Source organism: Blastochloris viridis (assembly GCF_001402875.1).
Classification (GTDB): Bacteria; Pseudomonadota; Alphaproteobacteria; order Rhizobiales; family Xanthobacteraceae; genus Blastochloris; species Blastochloris viridis.
The window spans coordinates 3,549,801-3,568,681 of the sequence record NZ_CP012946.1; the positions used below are offsets into that span (position 1 = coordinate 3,549,801).

Sequence of the window (18,881 nt, forward strand, 5' to 3'; positions counted from 1 at the left end):
AACGCCGCCGCCATCGCCCCCGCCCGGTGACGCGGTGCGATGCCCGCAGGTCCCCGGGTGCGGCCACCCGCGGGACCGTTTCGGGCCTGGCCTCTTGACAGGCGCCCGCCCGCGTGACGCCATCGGTCGCGGAAACCATGCCATGAAGATCGCCGTCGCCACCAAAGACTGGAACGCCGTCAGCGGCCATGCCGGGCAGGCGCGGTGCTGGCTGCTGTTCGACCTGTCGGACCATCGCCCTGGCGCCCCGTTGCCGGAGCCGCGGCGGGTCGAATTGGCGAAAGAGCAGATGTTCCACTTCCTTGAGGACGGCGCGCCGCATCCGCTGGATGGCGTCGGCATCATCGTCGCGGGCAGCGCCGGCGACGGCTTCGTCCGTCACATGAAAAAGCGCGGCGCCGAGGTGCTGCTGACCGGCGAGACCGATCCGGCCACCGCGCTGTCGCGGTTGATCGCCGGCGAGGCGCTTGCCGATCCGCGGTTCGACATCACCACCAGCCTGTGCCGGCTGCGCGACCTGTTCTCGCGCCACTGATCGGTTTTCGACCGATCGCAGGGCGCCCGCTCGCGCCGGCGCAATCGCGGCGTATCCCCGCAATCGGGCGACCCAGTGCAGTCGCAACGACATCCTGCACCGCCAATGCGCCGACGCCCGCAACAAAGCTTTGACCGCGCAGGGACTTGACCTTTACCCTCACCGGATGGCGATCCTCGCGGCACTTCATCACGTCACCCATTACGTTTACGACCGTCCCGTTTCCCTCGGCCCGCAGTTGATCCGGTTGAGACCGGCGCCGCTCTGCCGCACCCGTATCCCGTCCTATTCGCTGAAGGTGGTGCCCGAGCGCCATTTCGTGAACTGGCAGCAGGATCCGTTCGGCAACTGGGTGGCGCGCTTCGTCTTCCCGGACATGACCACCGAGTTCGCGATCACCGTCGATCTCCTCGTCGAGCTGTCGACGGTCAACCCGTTCGACTTCTTTGTCGAGCCGTGGGCCGATCGCTTCCCGTTCGCCTATCCGGCCGAGACCGCGCGCGATCTGGCGCCCTATCTCGAATGCGAGGCGGACGGCCACACCTTCGAGGCCTATCTCGCCGAGGTGGCGAACGGGCCGATCAACACCGTCGATTTCGTGGTCGACCTCAACGCCCGCCTGCAACGCGACATTGGCTACGTCATCCGGATGGAGCCGGGCGTGCAGACGCCCGACCAGACGCTGGAGCTCACAGCCGGCTCCTGCCGCGACACCGCCTGGCTGCTGGTTCAGCTGCTGCGCCGGCTCGGCCTCGCCGCCCGCTTCGTGTCGGGTTACCTCGTTCAGCTCCGGCCGGACCTGCAATCGCTCGACGGCCCGTCCGGCACCGATCACGACTTCGCCGCGCTCCACGCCTGGGCCGAGGTCTTTCTGCCCGGCGCCGGCTGGATCGGGCTCGACCCCACCTCCGGCCTGCTGTGCGGCGAGGGCCATATTCCGTTGTGTGCGACGCCGCACTACCGCTCGGCCGCGCCGATCTCCGGCACCGTCGGTCCCGCCGAGGCGTCGTTCGGCTTCGACATGAAGGTCACCCGCGTCGACGAGACGCCGGGCGTCCGGTTTCCCACCACCCTCGACCTCAGGCGGCCAACGCCGTGAACAGCGCGTCCAGCAGCCGGGTATCGTCCGACGCCGACCGCGACCGCGCGGCGCTGATCGAGGGCTATCGGCCGCTGCCCGGCGTGCGCGACGAGATGATCGACGACGGCGGCGCCGTGCGCGAGCACTGGCGGCCGGTGCTCGACGGCCTTGCCGCGCTGGGGCCGGCCGAGCTCGGCCGCCGCTTCCAGACCGCCGACCGCTACCTCGCCGACTCCGGCGTGTTCTACCGGCTCTATGATGACGCCGCCGGGGTCGAGCGGCCGTGGCCGCTGTCGCACCTGCCGCTGGTGATCGACCCGGCGGAATGGCGCACGCTGGTGTCGGGCCTCACCCAGCGCGCCAGCCTGTTGGAGAAACTGCTCGCCGACATCTACGGCCCGGCCCGGCTGGTGGCCGAGGGCAGGCTGCCGGCCGCGGTGGTGACGGGCAGCCGCGAGTTCCTGCGCCCCTTGGTCGGCGCCCTGCCGGCCGGCACCGCGCCGGGCGAGGGCGCCGGCCTGTCGGTCTATGCCGCCGACATCGGCCGCGGCCCGGACGGCCGCTGGTGGGTGCTGGACGACCGCACCCAGGCGCCATCCGGTGCCGGCTACGCGCTGGAAAACCGCATCACCATGGGGCGGGCGCTGCCGGAGCTGTTCGAGCGCCTGCAGGTGATGCGCCTCGCCGGCTTCTTCCAGTCGCTGCGCGCCGACCTGACCGCGCTGTGCCGCAATCCGGACGGCCGGGTGTGCCTGCTCTCGCCCGGCCCGCTCAACGAGACCTATTTCGAACACGCCTACCTCGCCCGCTATCTCGGTTTCGTGCTGGTCGAGGGCGCCGACCTCACCGTGCGCGGCGATGCCGTCCACATCCGCACCATCGAGGGGCTGGAGCGCACCGACGTGCTGTGGCGCCGGCTCGATTCCGACTGGGCCGACCCGCTGGAGCTCAACCCGGCCTCGCGGCTCGGCGTGCCGGGCCTGGTGCAGGCGGTGCGCGCCGGCAACGTTACGCTCGCCAACGCGCTGGGCTCGGGCGTGCTGGAGACCCGCGCGCTGCTCAGCTTCGTGCCGGCGCTGGCGCGCCATCTCACCGGCGCCTCGCTCAAGATCCCGAACGTCGCCACCTGGTGGTGCGGCCAGCCGCTGGAGCGCGAGGCGGTGATCGCCGACCTCAGCGCCTTCGTCATCGCGCCGGCGTTCGAATACCCGCTGCCGCCGCCGCTGCACAACGGGCCGGTGGTCGCCGCCGACCTCGACGCCAAGGACCGCGCCGCCCTGGTCGACATGATCCGCCAGCGCGGCGTCGACCTCGTCGCCCACGAGGCGGCCAAGCTCTCCACCACGCCGGTGTGGTGTGACGGCCGGCTGGAGCCGCGGCCGTTCGTGCTCAGGGTCTATCTCGCCCGCACCAAGGACGGCTGGACGGTGATGCCGGGCGGGCTGTGCCGCATCGCCGACCACGGCGACGCCCGCGCGGTGTCGATGCAGCGCGGCGGCCGCGCCGCCGACGTCTGGGTTCCGTCCGAGGTGGCGGTGGCCCCGGTGTCGTTGCTGCCGGCGCCGGGCCACGTGCCGATCCGGCGCAATGTCGGGCCGCTGCCGAGCCGGGTCGCCGACAATCTGTTCTGGCTCGGCCGCTACATCGAGCGCGCCGAGGCAACGCTGCGCCTGACCCGGCTGCTCACCGCCCGCGCCGCCGAGCGCGAGCGCCGCGGTGCCGCCACCACCCGGCTGATCGAGGACCTGCTGCGGGTGTGGAAGGTGGTCGATACCCCGCCGGGCGCGATGGACCCGATCCGCCTTGCGGCGCGGGCGCTGAATCACCACGACACCGTGGGCTCGATCCTGACGCAGGCGTCGACGGCACGGCGGGCGGCCTCGGTCATCCGCGATCGCTTTTCGCCCGACGCCTGGCGGACGCTGACCGACCTTGAGTTCCTGCTGGCGCGAACGGTCGCGAGCGACGGCACCGGCGCCACCGTGCTGGCGCGCATCAACCAGGCGCTGCGCCTGACCGCCTCGTTCGCCGGCCTCGCCCAGGAGAACATGAACCAGCTCACCGGCTGGCGCTTCCTGGAGCTGGGGCGGCGCATCGAGCGCGCCCTCGTCACCTGTCGTTTCGCGCGCCAGTTCGGCCTCGCCACCGCGCCGGAGGAGGCGCTCGACGTTCTGCTCGATCTGGCCGACAGCCAGATCACCTACCGCATGCGCTACGTGATGGTGGCGGCGCGCGCGCCGGTGCTCGACACCGTGGTGCTCGACCCCTCCAACCCGCGCTCGGTGATGTTCCAGATCGAGCACATGCGCGAGCACATGGCGGTGCTCACCGCGCGGCTGGTGCAGGAGACCGCCTCGCCGCCCGAGCGGCGGCTGCTGCGGCTTGCCGCCGACGTCACCGCGCTCGACGCCGCCCACATCGGCGACCTCGACATGGTTCGGGCCGAACAGGCGCTGATGGCGCTGTCGGACGCGATTTCCGATCGCTGGTTCACCCATCGCGACCAGGCAGACCCGTCGTCATGATCTACGACGTGCGGCAGGTGACGACCTATCGCTATGCGGCACCGGTCGCCACCGCCAGCCACCTGCTGCGGCTGACGCCGGTCGACCGGCCCGGTCAGCGGGTGCTGTCGACGGTGCTCAATGTGGTGCCGGCGCCGGCCGAGCGCGCCGACATGCGCGACTTCTTCGGCAACGGCCTCACCCGCATTGCGCTGCACACCCGTCACGACGCCCTGGTGCTGCGCACCCATGCGCGCATCGCCGTCGCGCCGCCGGCGATCCCGGCGCCGGAGGCGACGTTGCCGTGGGAGACGGTGCGCGAGCTCGCCTGGGCCTCGGCCGACCTCACGCCGCACGCCCCCGCCCACCATCTGTTCGCCAGCCGGCGGGTGCCGATGGTGCCAAAGATCACCGCTTATGCCGCCGAGAGTTTCCCGCGCGGTCGGCCGATCGTGGCGGCCGGACTGGAGCTGGCGTGCCGGATCAAGGCCGATTTCGCCTACGCGCCCGGCGCCACCGACGTCACCACGCCGGCCGCGACCGCGTTCGCGCTGCGGCGCGGGGTGTGCCAGGACTTCAGCGAGATCATGATCGCTGGCCTGCGCGGGCTCGGCCTTGCCGCCGGCTATGTCAGCGGCTTTCTGCGCACCACGCCGCCGCCGGGCCAGCCGCGGCTGGAGGGCGCCGACGCCACCCACGCCTGGGTGTCGCTGTGGTGCGGCCCGGCGGTCGGCTGGGTCGGGCTCGACCCCACCAACGCCATGCTGGCCGGGCTCGACCACATCGTGCTGGCGGTGGGGCGCGACTATGCCGATGCCGCGCCGGTCGATGGCGTCATCGTCGCCACCGGCGACCACGCGCTTACCGTCGCCGTCGACGTGGTGCCGGTGGCGGCCGACCCGTTCGGGCGCGTCAACGGCTGAGACGACATCCGCCGACAACGAGACCGAAACCCCGGATCGACCGCGCTATTCCGCCGCCAGCTTCATCAGCACGATGCCGGACACGATGAGCGCGGCCGCCAGCATCCGCAGCGCCGTCATCGGCTCGCCGAGGAACACGATGCCGACGGCGAAGGCGCCGGCCGCGCCGATCCCGGTCCACACCGCGTAGGCGGTGCCGAGCGGCAGCGCCTTCATCGCCACCGACAGCAGCATCAGGCTGCCGATCAGGCTCACCACCGTGATCGCGGTCGGACCGGGCCGGGTGAACCCCTCCGACAGCTTCATCGAAAACGCAAAGACGATTTCGAGCAGGCCGGCGAGAAACAGCGCGAGCCAAGCCATGACGCCTCCTTTACCCCATCGCCCCGACCGGATTTGATTTCATCAGTTCTCGTCCGCACGACCGCGACCTGCTGTTGCGGAGAATTCTCTAAAGCGGTCGCTCGCCCGGCCGCGAGGCCAGCCAGCTCCGCCAGCCGCCAAAGCCGGTGATGTCGAGCGCGTCCGCCGTCGCCCGGCCCTCGCACAGGAAGCCCTTGACCTCGCTGCCGTCGGCCAGCGTCACCGTGCCGATGCAGAGCGGCGACGGCACCAGCGCGACGAAGCTGCCAAAGCCGGCCAAGTCCATCTCGTAGACCTCGACCTCGATGCCGCCGGCTCCCGCGCCGTCGCACACCAGGCCGGGCTTGGCCGGCTGGGTGCCCTTCAATGCATAAAGGCTGTAGCCGGGCGCGGTGCGGGTGGTTGAAACGAGGCGCGCGTTGCGCTGGGTGAGCTGGCCGTGCAGCGGCTGGCCGGTGAGGTGCGCGCCGACCACGGCGAGCCGGACGCAATCGGCGGAGGTCTGGATGCGCGCAGGCGGCGTCGCGGCGAGCGCAACATCGCTCGCGCCGATGCAGGCGCCGGGCAGCGCGCGGTGGAGGGCGTCGGCCAGCACCGCCAGCGCGCCGTCCTGAAACGCCCGCGCGACCAGCGTCACCCCGAACGGCAGGCCGTCCGGCCGGAAGCCGGCCGGGATGGCGATGGCGGCCAGATCCATCAGATTGACGAAATTGGTGTAGGTGCCGAGATTGCTGTTGAGCCGCACCGGGTCGGCCAGCACCTCGTCGATGCGATAGATCGTGGGTGCGGTGGGCAGCACCATGACGTCCATCTTCGCCCATTCGGCCTCGGCGGCGCGGACGAGCTCGGCGAGCCGGTATTGCGCCTTGAACGCATCGACGGCGGAATGGCCACCGCCGCCGAGAATGATGTCGCGCACCACCTCGTTCACCGCCTCGGGCTGCTGCCGCGCGAAATCGCCGATCGCGGCGAGCCGCTCGGCCACCCACGGCCCGGCATAGAGCAGCGAGGCGGCGTCGCGGAACGGCTGAAAGTCGAACACGACCGCCTCGCCGCCCAGTGCCGTGAGCCGTTCGACGCTGGCCTTGAACAACGCGGCGGCGGCATCGTCGCCGAAGAATTCGAGCGCCGCCGGCACGCCGAAGCGGACGCGCTCGGGCAGCGGCGCGGCCGGCTGCGGCCGGCGCGAGAACGCATCCTCTGCGTCATAGCTGGCGGCGGCCTCCAACACCGCGAGCGCGTCGGCCACCGTGCCGGCGAACACCGAGACGCAATCGAGACTGCGGCAGGCCGGCACCACGCCGCGCGTGCTGATAAGGCCGCGGGTCGGCTTCAGCCCCACCACGTTGTTGAACGCCGCCGGCACCCGGCCCGAGCCGGCGGTGTCGGTGCCGAGCGCGAACGCGACCAGCCCGGCGCCGACCGCGACGCCCGAGCCGGACGACGAGCCGCCGGAAATGTGGTCGGCACTGAACACCGACGCGCAGATGCCGTACGGGCTGCGGGTGCCGACCAGCCCGGTGGCGAACTGGTCCATGTTGGTCTTGCCGATCAGGATCGCGCCGGCGGCCTGCAGCCGCTCCACCACGCCGGCCGACCGCCGAGGGGTATAGGCGAAGGCGGGGCAGGCCGCGGTGGTCGGCAAACCGGCGGCGTCGATATTGTCCTTCACCGCAAACGGAATGCCCCACAGCGGGCCGCGCGGCGCCGCGGCAAGCTGCGCCAGCGCCGCCGCTTTCGGCACCAGCGTGATCCACACCGGCCGCTCGCCGCGCGCGGCAATGCGGTCATAGACCATATCGAGCACGGCTTCAGGCTTGAGCGTGCCGGTTTCATAGCCGTGCTTCAGAAAGGCGATGTCGAGCGACAGCATCAGCGCGCCTCCGCCGGCACCACCACGGCCAGGGTCTGGCCCAGCGCCACCGCCCGCGCCTCCGCGCACCGCAGCTCCGCCACCACGCCGGAAATCGGCGCCGCCACGGTGATTTCCATCTTCATGCTCTCCACCACCACCAAGATGTCGCCGGCCTCGACGCTCTGGCCGGGCGTCACCGCGATCTTCCACACGCTGCCGGGCACCGGCGATGCCGCCGGAACGCCGCCGGGCGGCAGCGGATCGTCGCCGCCGTCATCGACGATATCCGGCAGTTCGGCGTCATAGCCGCTCTGTCCCGCGGCCTCCCAGCGGACGCGCTCCTGGTCGAACGCCTGCTGCTGGCGCCGCTTGACGGCGTCGATCCCGTCGCGGTTGTCGGCCAGGAAGCGGCGATAATCGGCGAGGCGGAAGGTGCCGTGCTCGATCTTGAGCCGTGCCTTGCCGCGCGGGAAATCGGCGCGGAAGGCGAGCAGCTCCGCCGCGCTGACCTCGACGAAGCGGATCTGGTCGAAGAAGCGCAGCAGCCACGGCTTGCCGGGCTCGAAGGCGTCGGTCGCCTTGAAGCTGTTCCACATCTGGCAGGTGCGGCCGACGAACTGATAGCCGCCCGGTCCCTCCATGCCGTAGACGCACAGATAGGCGCCGCCGATCCCGACCGCGTTCTCCGGCGTCCAGGTGCGCGCCGGATTGTACTTGGTGGTGACGAGGCGGTGGCGCGGGTCGATCGGCGTCGCCACCGGCGCGCCGAGATAGACGTCGCCGAGGCCGAGTACCAGATAGCTCGCCTCGAACACGATGCGCTTGACGTCGTCGATGCTGGCAAGGCCGTTGATGCGGCGAATGAACTCGATATTGCTCGGACACCACGGCGCGTCCGCCCGCACCGACTGCATGTATTTGCGAATGGCGAGCTGGGTCGCCTCATCGTCCCACGACAGCGGCAGGTGAACGATGCGGGTCGGCACCTCGATGTCGCAGGTGGCGGGCAGCGACGCCTCGGTGCGGCGCAGGATCTCGAGCAGTTGGGGCAGCGGCAGCGCGCGGCTGTCGTAATGGATCTGCAGCGAGCGGATGCCCGGCGTCATCTCGACGATGCCGGCCGGCGACACCGCCTGGAGTGCCGTCATCAGCGCGTGGACACGGAACCTCAGCTCGAGATCGAGCACCAGCGGGCCGTATTCGACCAGCAGATATTTGTCGCCGGCGCGGCGGTAGACCACACGCGGGCGCTCGTCCGCCGCCGCGATCTCGCCGACGACGGCGTCGTCCGGCCCGCAATCGGCCGCGAGCCAAAGCGGATCGAACGGCACCGGCGCGAAGCTGGCGATCTCGGCCTCCTGCCTCGCCTCCAGCGCCGCGGCCTCGGCCGGCGTCAGGCGGCAAAAGCGCACGCGGTCGCCCGGCCGGAGCTGGCCGATCTTCCACAGCTCGGCCTTGACGATGGTGGCCGGGCAAACGAAGCCGCCGAGGCTCGGCCCGTCGGGCCCCAGGATCACCGGCATGTCGCCAGTGAAGTCGATGGTGCCGATGGCATAGGCGTTGTCGTGGATATTGCTGGGGTGCAGGCCGGCCTCGCCGCCGTCGCTGCGCGCCCAGGTCGGCCGCGGGCCGATCAGGCGCACGCCGGTGCGGCTGGAGTTGTAGTGAACCTCCCACGACGCGGCGAACAACGTCGCGATGTCGTCCTCGGTGAAGAAGTCCGGCGCGCCGTGCGGGCCGTACAGCACGCCGATGTCCCAGTCGCGGGTGAGCGGCGGCACCAGCGACGCCGGCACCGCGCAGGGCGCGGTCTCGCTCGCATCGCCAAGATGCAGCACGTCGCCGGCCGTCAGCGCCCGGCCGGCCGGGCCGCCGAACCCGCCGAGCGTGAAGGTGGCCTTCGCGCCGAGATAATCCGGCACGTCGAGGCCGCCGCGCACGGCGAGATAGGCCCGGCAGCCGGCGCCGGTGGCGGCGCCGAGCCGCAGCACCTGCCCGGCGCCGACCTCGACCGGGCGCAGCAATGGCAGCGCCACGCCGTCGAGCTGCGCATCCATGTCGGCGCCGGCAAGGCAGATCAGCGCGGGCGCGTTGAACCGCAGCGTCGGCCCGGACATGGTGATCTCGAGCGCGGCCGCGCCGGCGTCGTTGCCGACGGCACGGTTGGCGAGGCGGAACGACAGATGGTCCATCGGCCCGGACGGCGGCACGCCGACGTCCCAATAGCCGACGCGGCCGGGATAGTCCTGCACCGTGGTCTGGGTGCCGGCGGCGATCACCTCGATCGTTCGCGGCCGGAACGCAAACGCCGCGAGCGAGCGCGTCGTGATGTGGCCGCCGGCGAACTCATCGCCCGCCACCACCGCGCGCAGATAATCGAGATTGGTCTCGATGCCGCCCACCTCGGTCGCCGCCAGCGCGGCGCCGAGCCTTTCAACCGCGTCGTCACGGTCGGATCCGGTGACGATGATCTTGGCGATCATCGGGTCGTAGTAGGGCGACACCTCGATGCCGGGCTCGACCCAGGTTTCGATGCGGGCGCCGTCCGGCCAGCGCAGGTGGGTGAGCAGTCCGGACGACGGCCGGAACTCGCGCGCCGGATCCTCGGCGTAGAGCCGGACCTGGATCGCGGCGCCGCGCGCGGGCGGTACCGCGCCGAGCGGCAGCGGCTCGCCGGCGGCCTGGCGGATCATCCACTCGACGAGGTCGATGCCGGTCGCCTGCTCGGTGACGCCGTGCTCGACCTGGAGCCGGGTGTTGACTTCGAGGAAGTGGAACGCGCCGCTGTCAGTGTCGTAGAGAAACTCCACCGTGCCGGCATTGGCATAGTTCACCGTGCGGCCGAGCCGTTCGGCGGTGTCGAACAGCGCGCGGCGCAGCTCATCGCCGATGCCCGGCGCCGGGGTTTCTTCGATGACCTTCTGATTGCGGCGCTGGGCCGAGCAGTCGCGCTCGCCGAGCGCCACCACCTCGCCCTGGCCGTCGCCGAAGATCTGCACCTCGATGTGGCGGCCGCGCTCGACGAACTTTTCGACAAACAGCCCGGCATTGTTGAAGTTGTTGCGGGCGAGGCGCTGGACGCGCTCGAACAGCGGTTCGAGCTCGTCCTCGCTGCGGCACAGCGTGAGGCCGATGCCGCCGCCGCCGGCGGTGCTCTTCAGCATCACCGGGTAGCCGATGCGGCCGGCCTCGGCCTTGGCGTGATCGACGTCGGCGAGAAGATCGGAGCCCGGCGCCAGCGGCACGCCCGCCGCCTGGGCGAGCTGGCGCGCGGTGTGCTTGAGGCCAAACGCCCGCATGTGCTCGGGCCGCGGGCCGATGAAGGCGATGCCGAGCGCGGCGCAGGCCTCGGCGAACTCGGGATTCTCCGACAGGAAGCCGTAGCCGGGGTGGATCGCCTGCGCCTTGGTGCGCAATGCGGCTTCGAGTATGACGTCCGCCCGCAGATAGCTCTGCGCGGCGGGCGCGGGGCCGATGCACACCGCCTCGTCGGCCGCCGCGACGTGCAGTGAATGGCGGTCGGCTTCCGAATAGACCGCGACGGAGGCAATGCCCATGCGCCGCAGCGTGCGGATGACGCGGCAGGCGATGGCGCCGCGATTGGCGATCAGAACCTTGGCAAACATGCGTCAGGCTCCCTCGCCCCAGATCAGCAGTTCGATCGGCGTCGGATTGTAGGCGTTGCAGGGATTGTTGAGCTGGGGGCAGTTGGAGATCAGCACCAGCAGGTCCATCGCCGCCACCATCTCGACGTACTTGCCCGGCCCCGACACACCGTCGGCGAAGGTGAGGCCGCCATCTTCGGTGATCGGCACATTCATGAAGAAGTTGATGTTGTGGCCGATGTCGCGCTTGGTCAGGCCGAAGTGGTCATGTTCGGCCAGCGCCAGCAGGTAGGAATCGCGGCAGGCGTGCATGGTCTTCTTTTCGAGCGCGTAGCGCACGGTGTTGGATTCCGTGGCGCAGGCGCCGCCCAGCGTGTCGTGGCGGCCGACTGTATCGGCGGTGATGGTCGCCATCACGTTGCCGTCGGTCGACAGCAGCTTGGAGCCGACGCCGAGATAGACATTGGCCTGGGCGCGGATGGTGTCGGTCGCCGAATAGCGCTCGAACGGATCTCCGGCGTTGTAGAACAGCGTGTCGGCGGCCTGGTTGCCGTCGACGTCGACGATGCGGAACGTCTGGCCGGTCTTGACCTCGTGCAGCCAGTAGTCGCCGGCGGGAACGACGGCGCGATGGAGCGCGGCGGCGACGGCCAGCGTGCTTTCCTTCAGCATGTTGCGGGCCCTCTCAGCCGAACAGGTGGTAAAGACGGTTGTTCTCAAGGCCCCGGCGGTTTTCCGGGCAGGCATTGAGGCAGACGTCGTCGTCCGTCATCGGCTGGGCACGGCGGAACTGATAGCGCACCGCCGCGCGCGGGTAGGCTGCCGCAGGGTTCAGCGGGTGCGGGCAGGTGTGCAGCAGCACCAGGGTGTCCATCTCGAAGCGGAGATCGACGTGATCGCCGGCGTTCGAGTTGGCGGCGTCGAACGTCATGGCGCCGTCGTCGGCGACCGCCACCTTCGAGAACCAGTTGACGTTGGCGGCGAGGTCGCGGCGGCCCAGACCGTATTTGCCGCCCTCGACCAGAAAGCTGTCGTGGCCGTTCAACTGCCAGTCGTTGCGGCAGGCCTGATAGGTCTTGGTGCCCCAGCGCGCCGCCACCATGGCGCGGGTGGTGTTGCCGCACACGGTGTCGTGCCAGCCGACGCTATCGGCGATGATCGAGCAGAACACCCGGCCCATGTCGGAGTAGAGGCAGTTGCCGCTCGTGAGCTTGAAGGTGTGCTGGCATTTCAGCGTGTCGGGCGCGTTGTAGCGCTCCAACAGGTTGGCGGGATTGTAGAACAGCATCCCGACATTGGCGCCGCCGTCACGGTCGATCAGGCGCAGAACGGTGCCGCGCCGGACGGTGAAGGACCAGTGGCTGCCGCCGGGCAGCACGTCCTCATACAGAAGTTCGGTCATGCGAATCTCTCCGCTTGCGCCGGGTCGTCCCGGCAAAATCGAAGAGCCTGGCCCAGGGTCGTCCCCGGGTGGCGCCCTCTTCGTCGACCGACGCTGCGAGGGCGGGCAGTTTTCCGACGATCTCGGCGCGTTCGGCCTTGTCGTCGAGCGGGAGGTCGAATTTCACCGTGGCACCATAGGCTTCCGGCGCCTGCGGGTCGTGCCGCACCTTGTCGAAGGCCAGCACCCGCGTTGCCAGCGAGAAGCCTTCCTTCAGGTCGTGGGTGACCATGAACACGGTCATGCGCTCGGCCCGCCACAGCTCGCGCACCAGCGCGTACATCTGGTTCTTGGTGCCGGGATCGAGCGCGCCGAACGGCTCGTCCATCAAGAGGATGCGCGGCTTGCGCACCAGCGCCTGGGCGATCGAGAGCCGCTGCTGCATGCCGCCGGACAGCTCGCCTGGATATTTCGCCCGCGCCGCGCCGAGCCCGACGCGGTCGATGACGTCGGCGACCTCCTCCAGCGCCCGGCGCTTGCTGGCGCCGAACAGCCGCCCGGTCAGCGGCGCGCGGGCGAATTCGAGGCCCAGCACCACGTTCCCCTCCACGGTGAGATGGGGGAACACCGAATAGCGCTGGAACACCACGCCGCGGTCGGGCCGCGGCTCGCGCGGCAACGGCTTGCCGTCGACGGTGATGGCGCCGCGCGAGGGCTGCTCCATCGCCAGCAGCAGGCGGAGGAAGGTGGTCTTGCCGCAGCCCGACGGCCCGACCAGCGCGCAGAACTCGCCGGACGGAATGTCGAGATTGATGCGCTCCAGCACCACCTGGTCGCCGTACTGCATCCACACATCGCGTACCCGCACGGTGCTCATGCCGCCCCCCGCGTCAGCCAGGGCGAGATGCGCCGGTTCAGCGTGCGCAAGCCCCAGTCCATCAGGAAGGCCAGCAGCGTGATCCAGGCGACGTAGGGCAGGATGACGTCCATGGCGAGATAACGCCGCACCAGGAAGATGCGGTAGCCCAACCCGTCCTGCGCGGCGATCGCCTCCGCCGAGATCAGGAACAGCCATGCCGGCCCGAGCGACAGCCGCAGCGCGTCGATCAACTTCGGCAGCATGGTCGGCAGCACCAGGCGGGTGACGATCTGCCAGGTCGAGGCGCCGAGCGTCTGCGCCTTGATGATCAGCTCGGCCGGAATTGCCTCGACCCGCATGGCGAGGTCGCGGACCAGGAACGGCGCGACGCCGACGACGATCAGCACCACTTTCGACAGCTCGCCGAGGCCGAACGAGATGAACAGGATCGGCAGCAGCGCCATCGGCGGGATCAGCGAGACCACGGCGATGGACGGCGCCAGCCCGGCCCGGATGAAGGGCACCAGGCCGCTGCCGATGCCGACGACGAGGCCGATGGCGGCGGACACCGCGAGGCCGTAGCCGAGGCGGCTGAGGCTCGCGGCGCTGTCCGCCCACAGCAGGATCTGCCCGGTGCGCTGATCAAAGCTGAAGGCGAGACGGCCGACGGTGTCGGCGATGGTGGAAAGCGCCGGCAGCAGCTTGTCGTTGGGGTTCTCGGCCAGCCGGAGGGTCGAAAACACCAGGTACAACGCCAGCACGGCGAGGAAGGGCAGCGCGCCCCAGAACAGTGCGCTGCCCCGGCCGGGGCGCCGGTTGATGATGCGAAGGCCCATGTCGTGAGCTCTCCTGAAGCAGAGCGTGTTTGCGACGGCATCGTCGTCGGACCTTGGCGTCCGAGCGAGGATGGTGGTTTCGCAACACCGGCGCCGCGGTTTGCGCCGCGGGTCAGAGCTTGCCGTCGGCGGCGAGCTTCATGGCGTCGGCGTCGAAGCGCAGCTTGACGTTCGCCTTGTCGCCGAGGAACTCGCCGCTGGGGACGGCGATGCCGACCGCATCCTTGGTCTTGGCGCCCTCGCCGAGCAGGCCGTGCTCGAACGAGAAGCTGCGCACCAGCTCCATGGTCTTCGCCAACTGCGGCGAGGTGACGAACTCGGCCGCCTCGGCGGGCTTGAAGAACATGCGGGTGGTGGCGAGCTGGGCCTTGTAGCCGGCCAGATCGGTGCCCGAGGCCTTCGCCATATGGGTCAGCATCGCCTCGTCGCCGGCCGCCATCTTCTCCATCATCTCGTACCAGGCGCCGACCAGCGCCTTGCCGAGCGCGGGGTTGTCCTTCAGCGTTGCGGTGTTGACGACCATGAGGTCGATGATCTCGCCGGGGATGTTCGAGGAGTCGAACACCTTTGTCGCGCCCTTGACCGCGGCGACCTCGGCGAGCTGCGGGTTCCAGGTCACCACCGCGGTGGAGTCGGACGAGGAGGTGAACACCGAGACGATGTCGGCGTCGGAGGTGTTGACGACGGCGACGTCCTTCTCCGTCAGCTTCACGCTGTCGAGCGCGCGCGCCAGCAGGTAGTGCGACACCGACAGCTCGACCAGGTTGATCTTCTCGCCCTTGAGGTCGGCGACGCTCTTGCCGGTCTTCAGCACGATGCCGTCATTGCCGTTGGAGAAGTCGCCGACGATGAGCGCGGTGGAGTCGACGCCACCGGCGGCGGGAATGGTCAGCGCGTCCATGTTGGTCATGACGCAGCCGTCGAAGCCGCCGGCGGTGTACTGGTTGATGGACTCGACGTAGTCGTTGATCTGCACGATCTCGACATTGATGCCGAACTTGTCGGCCCATTTCTTCATCAGGCCGGTATCGGCGGCGTAGCCCCACGGCATCCAGCCGGCATAGATCGACCAGGCGATCTTGAAGCTGGTCTTTTCGGCGGCGGCCGCGGGCGAACAGGCGATGGCGGTCGCAGCGGCCAGCCCCAGGACGAGGCCGCAAAGTCGCTTGAATGAGACGGTCATTGAACCCTCGCGATTGGATCTCACGCATCGTTCGCGAGGAGATCCGAATCGGGAGGCCCATCGAGCGGGTGCACGGGCAGAGACCTCGCCTTGAGAATCCGAAGCTTCTCGCGGTGGATCTCCCGGGCTTTTATCCCGCCGTGGCTCCGCCCCTTGCGGGGCGGGAGTGCATCTCTCGGACCAGCGCCGCGGCAGCGGCCGGAACCCTAGATGCGTTATGACGTCGTTAGAGCAGATTTCGTGCCAGAAAAAAACCCTGCCCGTATCGGGCTGCACCCGGCGCGGCGCCGCCGCCGCGGGCAGTTTCCGGGCAGGGTGCGCACATTTTAGGCAGGTCGCCGCCGGTAGCGGTCACGCTTCGGTCCGCCGCCATCCAAAGACGCGGAGCCGGGCCCGGTTGGACCACGTTCTGACGTTAGGTGACGTCCAGGGCCCAGAGCCGGCCCGGTGCCGGAGCGCCGAAGACCCGGTTGACGTGGTGAGCGGGCACGGTCGTCCGCACCGGCTTGCCGCGGATCGCTGGACCGGTCCGCAAATGCTTTCCAGAATGCGGTGATAGTGACGCGACCGAGCAGAACCACGGCACCAAGAATATGCAGAGATTTCAGAGCGTCATAAAGCATGCGTTGAAAGGATCTCTCGGATAGATTATCAAAAAAGGAAATCTTCGGAGCACTCTAACAAGTATGGCCGTGGAGTGCGCATTGGCAATGCCAATCCGGGTGTTGCTGGACCGAGTGCATGCCGGTTGAGCGAGCCTCGCTTCGGAGTGGGGCAGCGCGGTCGACCGCGCGGCAGTGGCGCAGCCCATGGACTGGCTCGATGAACCTCCTGAGACACTCTGGCGGCCTACGCAAACGCATCGTAATCGTCGGCACCGGCGCAGGTGGCCTCGCAGCGGCGCTGGAACTGGCGGCAAGCGGTTTCGAGGTGATTGCGATCGAGCGTGACAGCGAGCCAGGTGGCAAGCTCAAGCCGGCCTCGGTCGGAGGGGTGGCCTTCGACGTCGGGCCGACCGTGTTCACCATGCGCTGGGTGTTCGAGGAGTTGTTCGCCGCGGTCGGCGAGGATCTGGCCGCCCACATCCCGATGCAGCCGGTGGAGATCCTGGCCCGCCACGCCTGGCCGGGGGGCGCGCGGCTCGATCTGTTTGCCGATCCCGCGCGCACAGCAGAGGCGATCGGCGATTTCGCCGGGGCCGCGGAGGCGCGGGCGTTCGAGCGCTTCCGCGCCGAAGCGCGGGCGATCTACCGATTGGTCGAGCAGCCCTTCATCCGGGCGGTTCACCCAAGCTCGCTGGCATTGATCCGCCGCCACGGCCTCGAAGGGCTGCGGATCAAGCCCTTCACCACGCTGTGGCGTGAGCTCGACCGCCGTTTCCGCGACACGCGCCTGCGCCAGATGTTCGGCCGCTACGCGACCTATTGCGGCTCGACGCCGTTCGCCGCGCCGGCAACCCTGATGCTGATCGCCCATGTCGAGCAGCAGGGGGTGTGGCTGGTTGACGGTGGCATGCGCCGCATCGCCCAGGCGCTGGCGGCGCTGGCCAGCGCGCGGGGCGCCACATTCCGCTTTGGCGCACATGTCGATCGGCTGCTGGTCGAGGGCGGCCGGGTGGCCGGCGTCGTGCTCGCCAGCGGCGAGGTGGTGCCGGCGGCCGCGGTCATCGTCAATGGCGATGTTGCGGCGGTTGCCTCAGGCCTGTTTGGCCCGAAGCCGGCGCGGGTGGTGCCGCGCCGGCCGGTGGCCAAGCGATCCTTCTCGGCGATCACCTTTTCGATGCTCGCGGAATCTGACGGTTTCCCGCTGATCCGCCACAATTTCTTCTTTTCGCGCGACTATCGCGCCGAATTTGCCAACATTGTCGCCGGCCGGCTGCCCCGTGAGCCGACCGTCTATCTATGCGCGCAGGATCGGAACGACGATGGCCTCACCGGCGCAGGCCGACCCGATCAGGATCACCGCACGCCGGGCGGCCAAGCGCTCCCGCGAGAACGGCTGTTCCACCAGCTCAATGTGGTGGCACGCGGCGACGAGCAGACGCTTACACCGGCCGAGATTGAAGACTACGCGAAGCGCACGTTTTCGCTCCTTGGCTCGTGTGGCCTGATGGTGAAATGGCACACCGAAGAGATGGTCGTGTCGACGCCAGCCGACTTTCATCGCAGGTTTCCGGCAACCGGCGGAGCGCTTTATGGCCAAGCGACGCATGGCTGGCGGGCGCCGTTCCAGCGTCCCAGCGTACGAACCACGCTGCCCGGCCTTTATCTGGCGGGGGGCTCAACCCACCCCGGCGCGGGCGTGCCGATGGCGACCCTGTCAGGCCGCATGGCGGCGGCCTGCCTCATTGCAGACATCACCAGCGCATGAGCGCCGAGGGCCGGGAGGTGCCGGAGGACGCCGTCCAATGACTGCCCGAAGCTTGGACCAAAAACCGGGCAGCCCTCGCCGTAAACAACGTTCGCGTCGCCGTCGCGGACAGGCCGACCGACTCACCCGCACACATTTGGCGCAAGGCATCGCCACATGATGACCGCGCGTCAGCATGTGGCGTTTGGCAAGAAGGTTCGCCAAGCGGCCACCCGGAAATCCGCGAATATGAGCGGCGGTCCACCACCTGCCAACGCCGAGCCAAATCGGCTAACTGTAGCCGGACAACATACCGCCTCCTGAAATTGGCGGAGCATCATGCGCACTCAGGAATCTATTTGACGGAAGGTCGGTTGACCGGAGCCAATGATGGCGAGCCTTGACCGGACGTTGATCGCCAACCTCCCGCTGTTCTCCGGCCTCAAGCCCGAGGAACTCGACGCGCTGCTGAGCGAGGCCCAGTCGGTCCGCTATCCCAAGGGTGTGACGGTGTTCCACCAGGACGCCGAGGCCCGAGCGTTCTTCGTGCTGCTGCACGGGCATTTGCGGGTGTTCAAGCTCACACCGGACGGCCAACAGGTGGTGGTGCGCTTCGTTGTGCCCGGCGAGGTGTTCGGCGTCGCCATGGCGATCGGCCGCACCGTCTATCCCGGCACGGCGGTGGCGGTGGCGGACAGCATCGCTTTGCAATGGCCGTCTGCGGCCTGGCCGCGGCTGGCGGCGGCGCATCCCGAACTTGCCAACAACACGCTGCAGACGGTCGGCGCGCGGCTGCAGGACATGCACACCCGCGTCGTCGAAATGGCGACGCTGGAGGTCGAGCGCCGCATCGCGCACGCGCTGCTGCGCCTCGCCCAGCAGGCCGGTCGCAAGGTCGAGACCGGGGTGACGATCGATTTTCCAATCTCCCGGCAGGACGTCGCCGAGATGACGGGCACCACGCTCCACACCGTGAGCCGTATCCTCAGCGCCTGGGAGGCGCGCGGCCTGGTCGAAAGCGCCCGCCAGAAGATCACGCTGCGCCAGCCCCACCAGTTGATGCTGCTGGCCGAGGGAACCGGCTGAGCGGCGCGTCAGGATTCGTCACGAAGGCTCGTCGACGCGAGCGGCGGCATCGAACGCAGCGAGGATCCGCGCCAGCGCGAGCCCATGCTCGCGGCAGGCCTCCTCGACACTGTGGAAGCGGGCGATCGGACATCCGACGCAGTGCATGCGGTGATCCAGGAACACCCGGATCGTTGCCGGCGCGCGGTCCATCACGGCGGCCACGGCGTGCCAGGGTTGAACGTCCATCGGTCCTCCACGGCGAAGCGTATTGATCCGCGGTGGTTTTGGGCCGCCGGCCTTGATCGCTCGTTGTCCCCGGACAACCCCGGTGCGGCCGGG

Annotated in this window: 14 protein-coding genes, 1 pseudogene and 1 riboswitch; of the genes and pseudogenes, 6 read left to right on the forward strand and 9 right to left on the reverse strand. The window is 69.4% G+C overall.

All coding sequences use genetic code 11. The features are described 5' to 3' along the window. The first annotated feature begins 142 nt into the window (after positions 1-142). The 4 genes and pseudogenes from BVIR_RS15375 (at position 143) to BVIR_RS15390 (ending at position 5,043) form a co-directional block, all read left to right on the forward strand. Complete coding sequence (locus BVIR_RS15375) at positions 143-535, forward strand: NifB/NifX family molybdenum-iron cluster-binding protein (RefSeq protein WP_055038427.1); 393 nt, start codon at positions 143-145, stop codon at positions 533-535. A gap of 166 nt (positions 536-701) precedes the next feature. Further along, positions 702-1,601 (forward strand): annotated as a pseudogene (locus BVIR_RS15380) (transglutaminase family protein); the annotation flags it as partial. A gap of 128 nt (positions 1,602-1,729) precedes the next feature. After that, positions 1,730-4,141, forward strand: coding sequence for a circularly permuted type 2 ATP-grasp protein (locus BVIR_RS15385; RefSeq protein WP_082417421.1), 2,412 nt, complete (start codon positions 1,730-1,732; stop codon positions 4,139-4,141). Then, positions 4,138-5,043, forward strand: a complete 906-nt coding sequence (locus BVIR_RS15390) for a transglutaminase family protein (protein ID WP_055038430.1) — start codon at positions 4,138-4,140, stop codon at positions 5,041-5,043. Before BVIR_RS15385 ends, BVIR_RS15390 begins: the two co-directional genes overlap by 4 nt. Positions 5,044-5,088: 45 nt before the next feature. Here BVIR_RS15390 and BVIR_RS15395 read toward each other — a convergent pair whose 3' ends face one another. From BVIR_RS15395 to BVIR_RS15430, 8 genes are all read right to left on the reverse strand, one after another. Beyond that, positions 5,089-5,406: a DMT family transporter gene (locus BVIR_RS15395; protein WP_055038431.1), complete on the reverse strand. Its 318-nt coding sequence runs from the start codon at positions 5,404-5,406 to the stop codon at positions 5,089-5,091. An 88-nt stretch (positions 5,407-5,494) separates the two neighbouring features. After that, the gene (atzF, locus tag BVIR_RS15400) at positions 5,495-7,279 is read right to left on the reverse strand and encodes an allophanate hydrolase (protein WP_055038432.1); all 1,785 of its coding nucleotides are present in this window, start codon (positions 7,277-7,279) and stop codon (positions 5,495-5,497) included. Further along, on the reverse strand, positions 7,279-10,887 hold the full coding sequence (gene uca, locus BVIR_RS15405; RefSeq protein ID WP_055038433.1) for an urea carboxylase: 3,609 nt from the start codon (positions 10,885-10,887) through the stop codon (positions 7,279-7,281). Before uca ends, atzF begins: the two co-directional genes overlap by 1 nt. A 3-nt stretch (positions 10,888-10,890) precedes the next feature. Next, the gene (locus BVIR_RS15410) at positions 10,891-11,538 is read right to left on the reverse strand and encodes an urea amidolyase associated protein UAAP2 (protein WP_055038434.1); all 648 of its coding nucleotides are present in this window, start codon (positions 11,536-11,538) and stop codon (positions 10,891-10,893) included. A gap of 13 nt (positions 11,539-11,551) precedes the next feature. Further along, entirely contained in the window at positions 11,552-12,268 is a 717-nt protein-coding gene (locus BVIR_RS15415; protein ID WP_055038435.1) for an urea amidolyase associated protein UAAP1, read from the reverse strand. Next, a complete protein-coding gene (locus BVIR_RS15420) occupies positions 12,249-13,124 on the reverse strand; it encodes an ABC transporter ATP-binding protein (protein WP_082417238.1) in 876 nt (291 codons plus the stop codon). Before BVIR_RS15420 ends, BVIR_RS15415 begins: the two co-directional genes overlap by 20 nt. Next, positions 13,121-13,942 carry an ABC transporter permease gene (locus BVIR_RS15425; RefSeq protein WP_055038436.1) on the reverse strand — a complete coding sequence of 274 codons (822 nt, stop codon included), beginning with the start codon at positions 13,940-13,942 and terminating at the stop codon, positions 13,121-13,123. The genes BVIR_RS15420 and BVIR_RS15425 overlap by 4 nt, the downstream gene beginning before the upstream one ends. Positions 13,943-14,054: 112 nt before the next feature. Then, complete coding sequence (locus BVIR_RS15430) at positions 14,055-15,125, reverse strand: putative urea ABC transporter substrate-binding protein (protein WP_055038437.1); 1,071 nt, start codon at positions 15,123-15,125, stop codon at positions 14,055-14,057. Positions 15,126-15,242: 117 nt separating this feature from the next. Continuing rightward, positions 15,243-15,346, reverse strand: a riboswitch (guanidine-I (ykkC/yxkD leader). 601 nt (positions 15,347-15,947) lie between these two features. Between BVIR_RS15430 and crtD the strand changes: the two genes are divergently transcribed. Next, positions 15,948-17,495 (forward strand): 1-hydroxycarotenoid 3,4-desaturase CrtD, encoded by a 1,548-nt coding sequence (gene crtD, locus BVIR_RS15435; protein ID WP_055038438.1) that lies wholly within the window; start codon positions 15,948-15,950, stop codon positions 17,493-17,495. A 369-nt stretch (positions 17,496-17,864) separates the two neighbouring features. Beyond that, the gene (locus tag BVIR_RS15440) at positions 17,865-18,560 is read left to right on the forward strand and encodes a Crp/Fnr family transcriptional regulator (protein WP_055038956.1); all 696 of its coding nucleotides are present in this window, start codon (positions 17,865-17,867) and stop codon (positions 18,558-18,560) included. A gap of 18 nt (positions 18,561-18,578) precedes the next feature. Here the strand turns inward: BVIR_RS15440 and BVIR_RS15445 are convergent, their stop codons facing one another. Beyond that, on the reverse strand, positions 18,579-18,788 hold the full coding sequence (locus BVIR_RS15445) for a DUF1858 domain-containing protein (protein ID WP_055038439.1): 210 nt from the start codon (positions 18,786-18,788) through the stop codon (positions 18,579-18,581). Between the last annotated feature and the right edge of the window lie 93 nt (positions 18,789-18,881).

Coding starts and splice junctions, on each gene's coding strand:
- BVIR_RS15375 (WP_055038427.1), top strand. CDS start 143: ATGAAGATCGCCGTCGCCACCAAAGACTGGAACGCCGTCAGCGGCCAT.
- BVIR_RS15385 (WP_082417421.1), top strand. CDS start 1,730: ATGATCGACGACGGCGGCGCCGTGCGCGAGCACTGGCGGCCGGTGCTC.
- BVIR_RS15390 (WP_055038430.1), top strand. CDS start 4,138: ATGATCTACGACGTGCGGCAGGTGACGACCTATCGCTATGCGGCACCG.
- BVIR_RS15395 (WP_055038431.1), bottom strand. CDS start 5,406: ATGGCTTGGCTCGCGCTGTTTCTCGCCGGCCTGCTCGAAATCGTCTTT.
- atzF (WP_055038432.1), bottom strand. CDS start 7,279: ATGCTGTCGCTCGACATCGCCTTTCTGAAGCACGGCTATGAAACCGGC.
- uca (WP_055038433.1), bottom strand. CDS start 10,887: ATGTTTGCCAAGGTTCTGATCGCCAATCGCGGCGCCATCGCCTGCCGC.
- BVIR_RS15410 (WP_055038434.1), bottom strand. CDS start 11,538: ATGCTGAAGGAAAGCACGCTGGCCGTCGCCGCCGCGCTCCATCGCGCC.
- BVIR_RS15415 (WP_055038435.1), bottom strand. CDS start 12,268: ATGACCGAACTTCTGTATGAGGACGTGCTGCCCGGCGGCAGCCACTGG.
- BVIR_RS15420 (WP_082417238.1), bottom strand. CDS start 13,124: ATGAGCACCGTGCGGGTACGCGATGTGTGGATGCAGTACGGCGACCAG.
- BVIR_RS15425 (WP_055038436.1), bottom strand. CDS start 13,942: ATGGGCCTTCGCATCATCAACCGGCGCCCCGGCCGGGGCAGCGCACTG.
- BVIR_RS15430 (WP_055038437.1), bottom strand. CDS start 15,125: ATGACCGTCTCATTCAAGCGACTTTGCGGCCTCGTCCTGGGGCTGGCC.
- crtD (WP_055038438.1), top strand. CDS start 15,948: ATGAACCTCCTGAGACACTCTGGCGGCCTACGCAAACGCATCGTAATC.
- BVIR_RS15440 (WP_055038956.1), top strand. CDS start 17,865: ATGGCGAGCCTTGACCGGACGTTGATCGCCAACCTCCCGCTGTTCTCC.
- BVIR_RS15445 (WP_055038439.1), bottom strand. CDS start 18,788: ATGGACGTTCAACCCTGGCACGCCGTGGCCGCCGTGATGGACCGCGCG.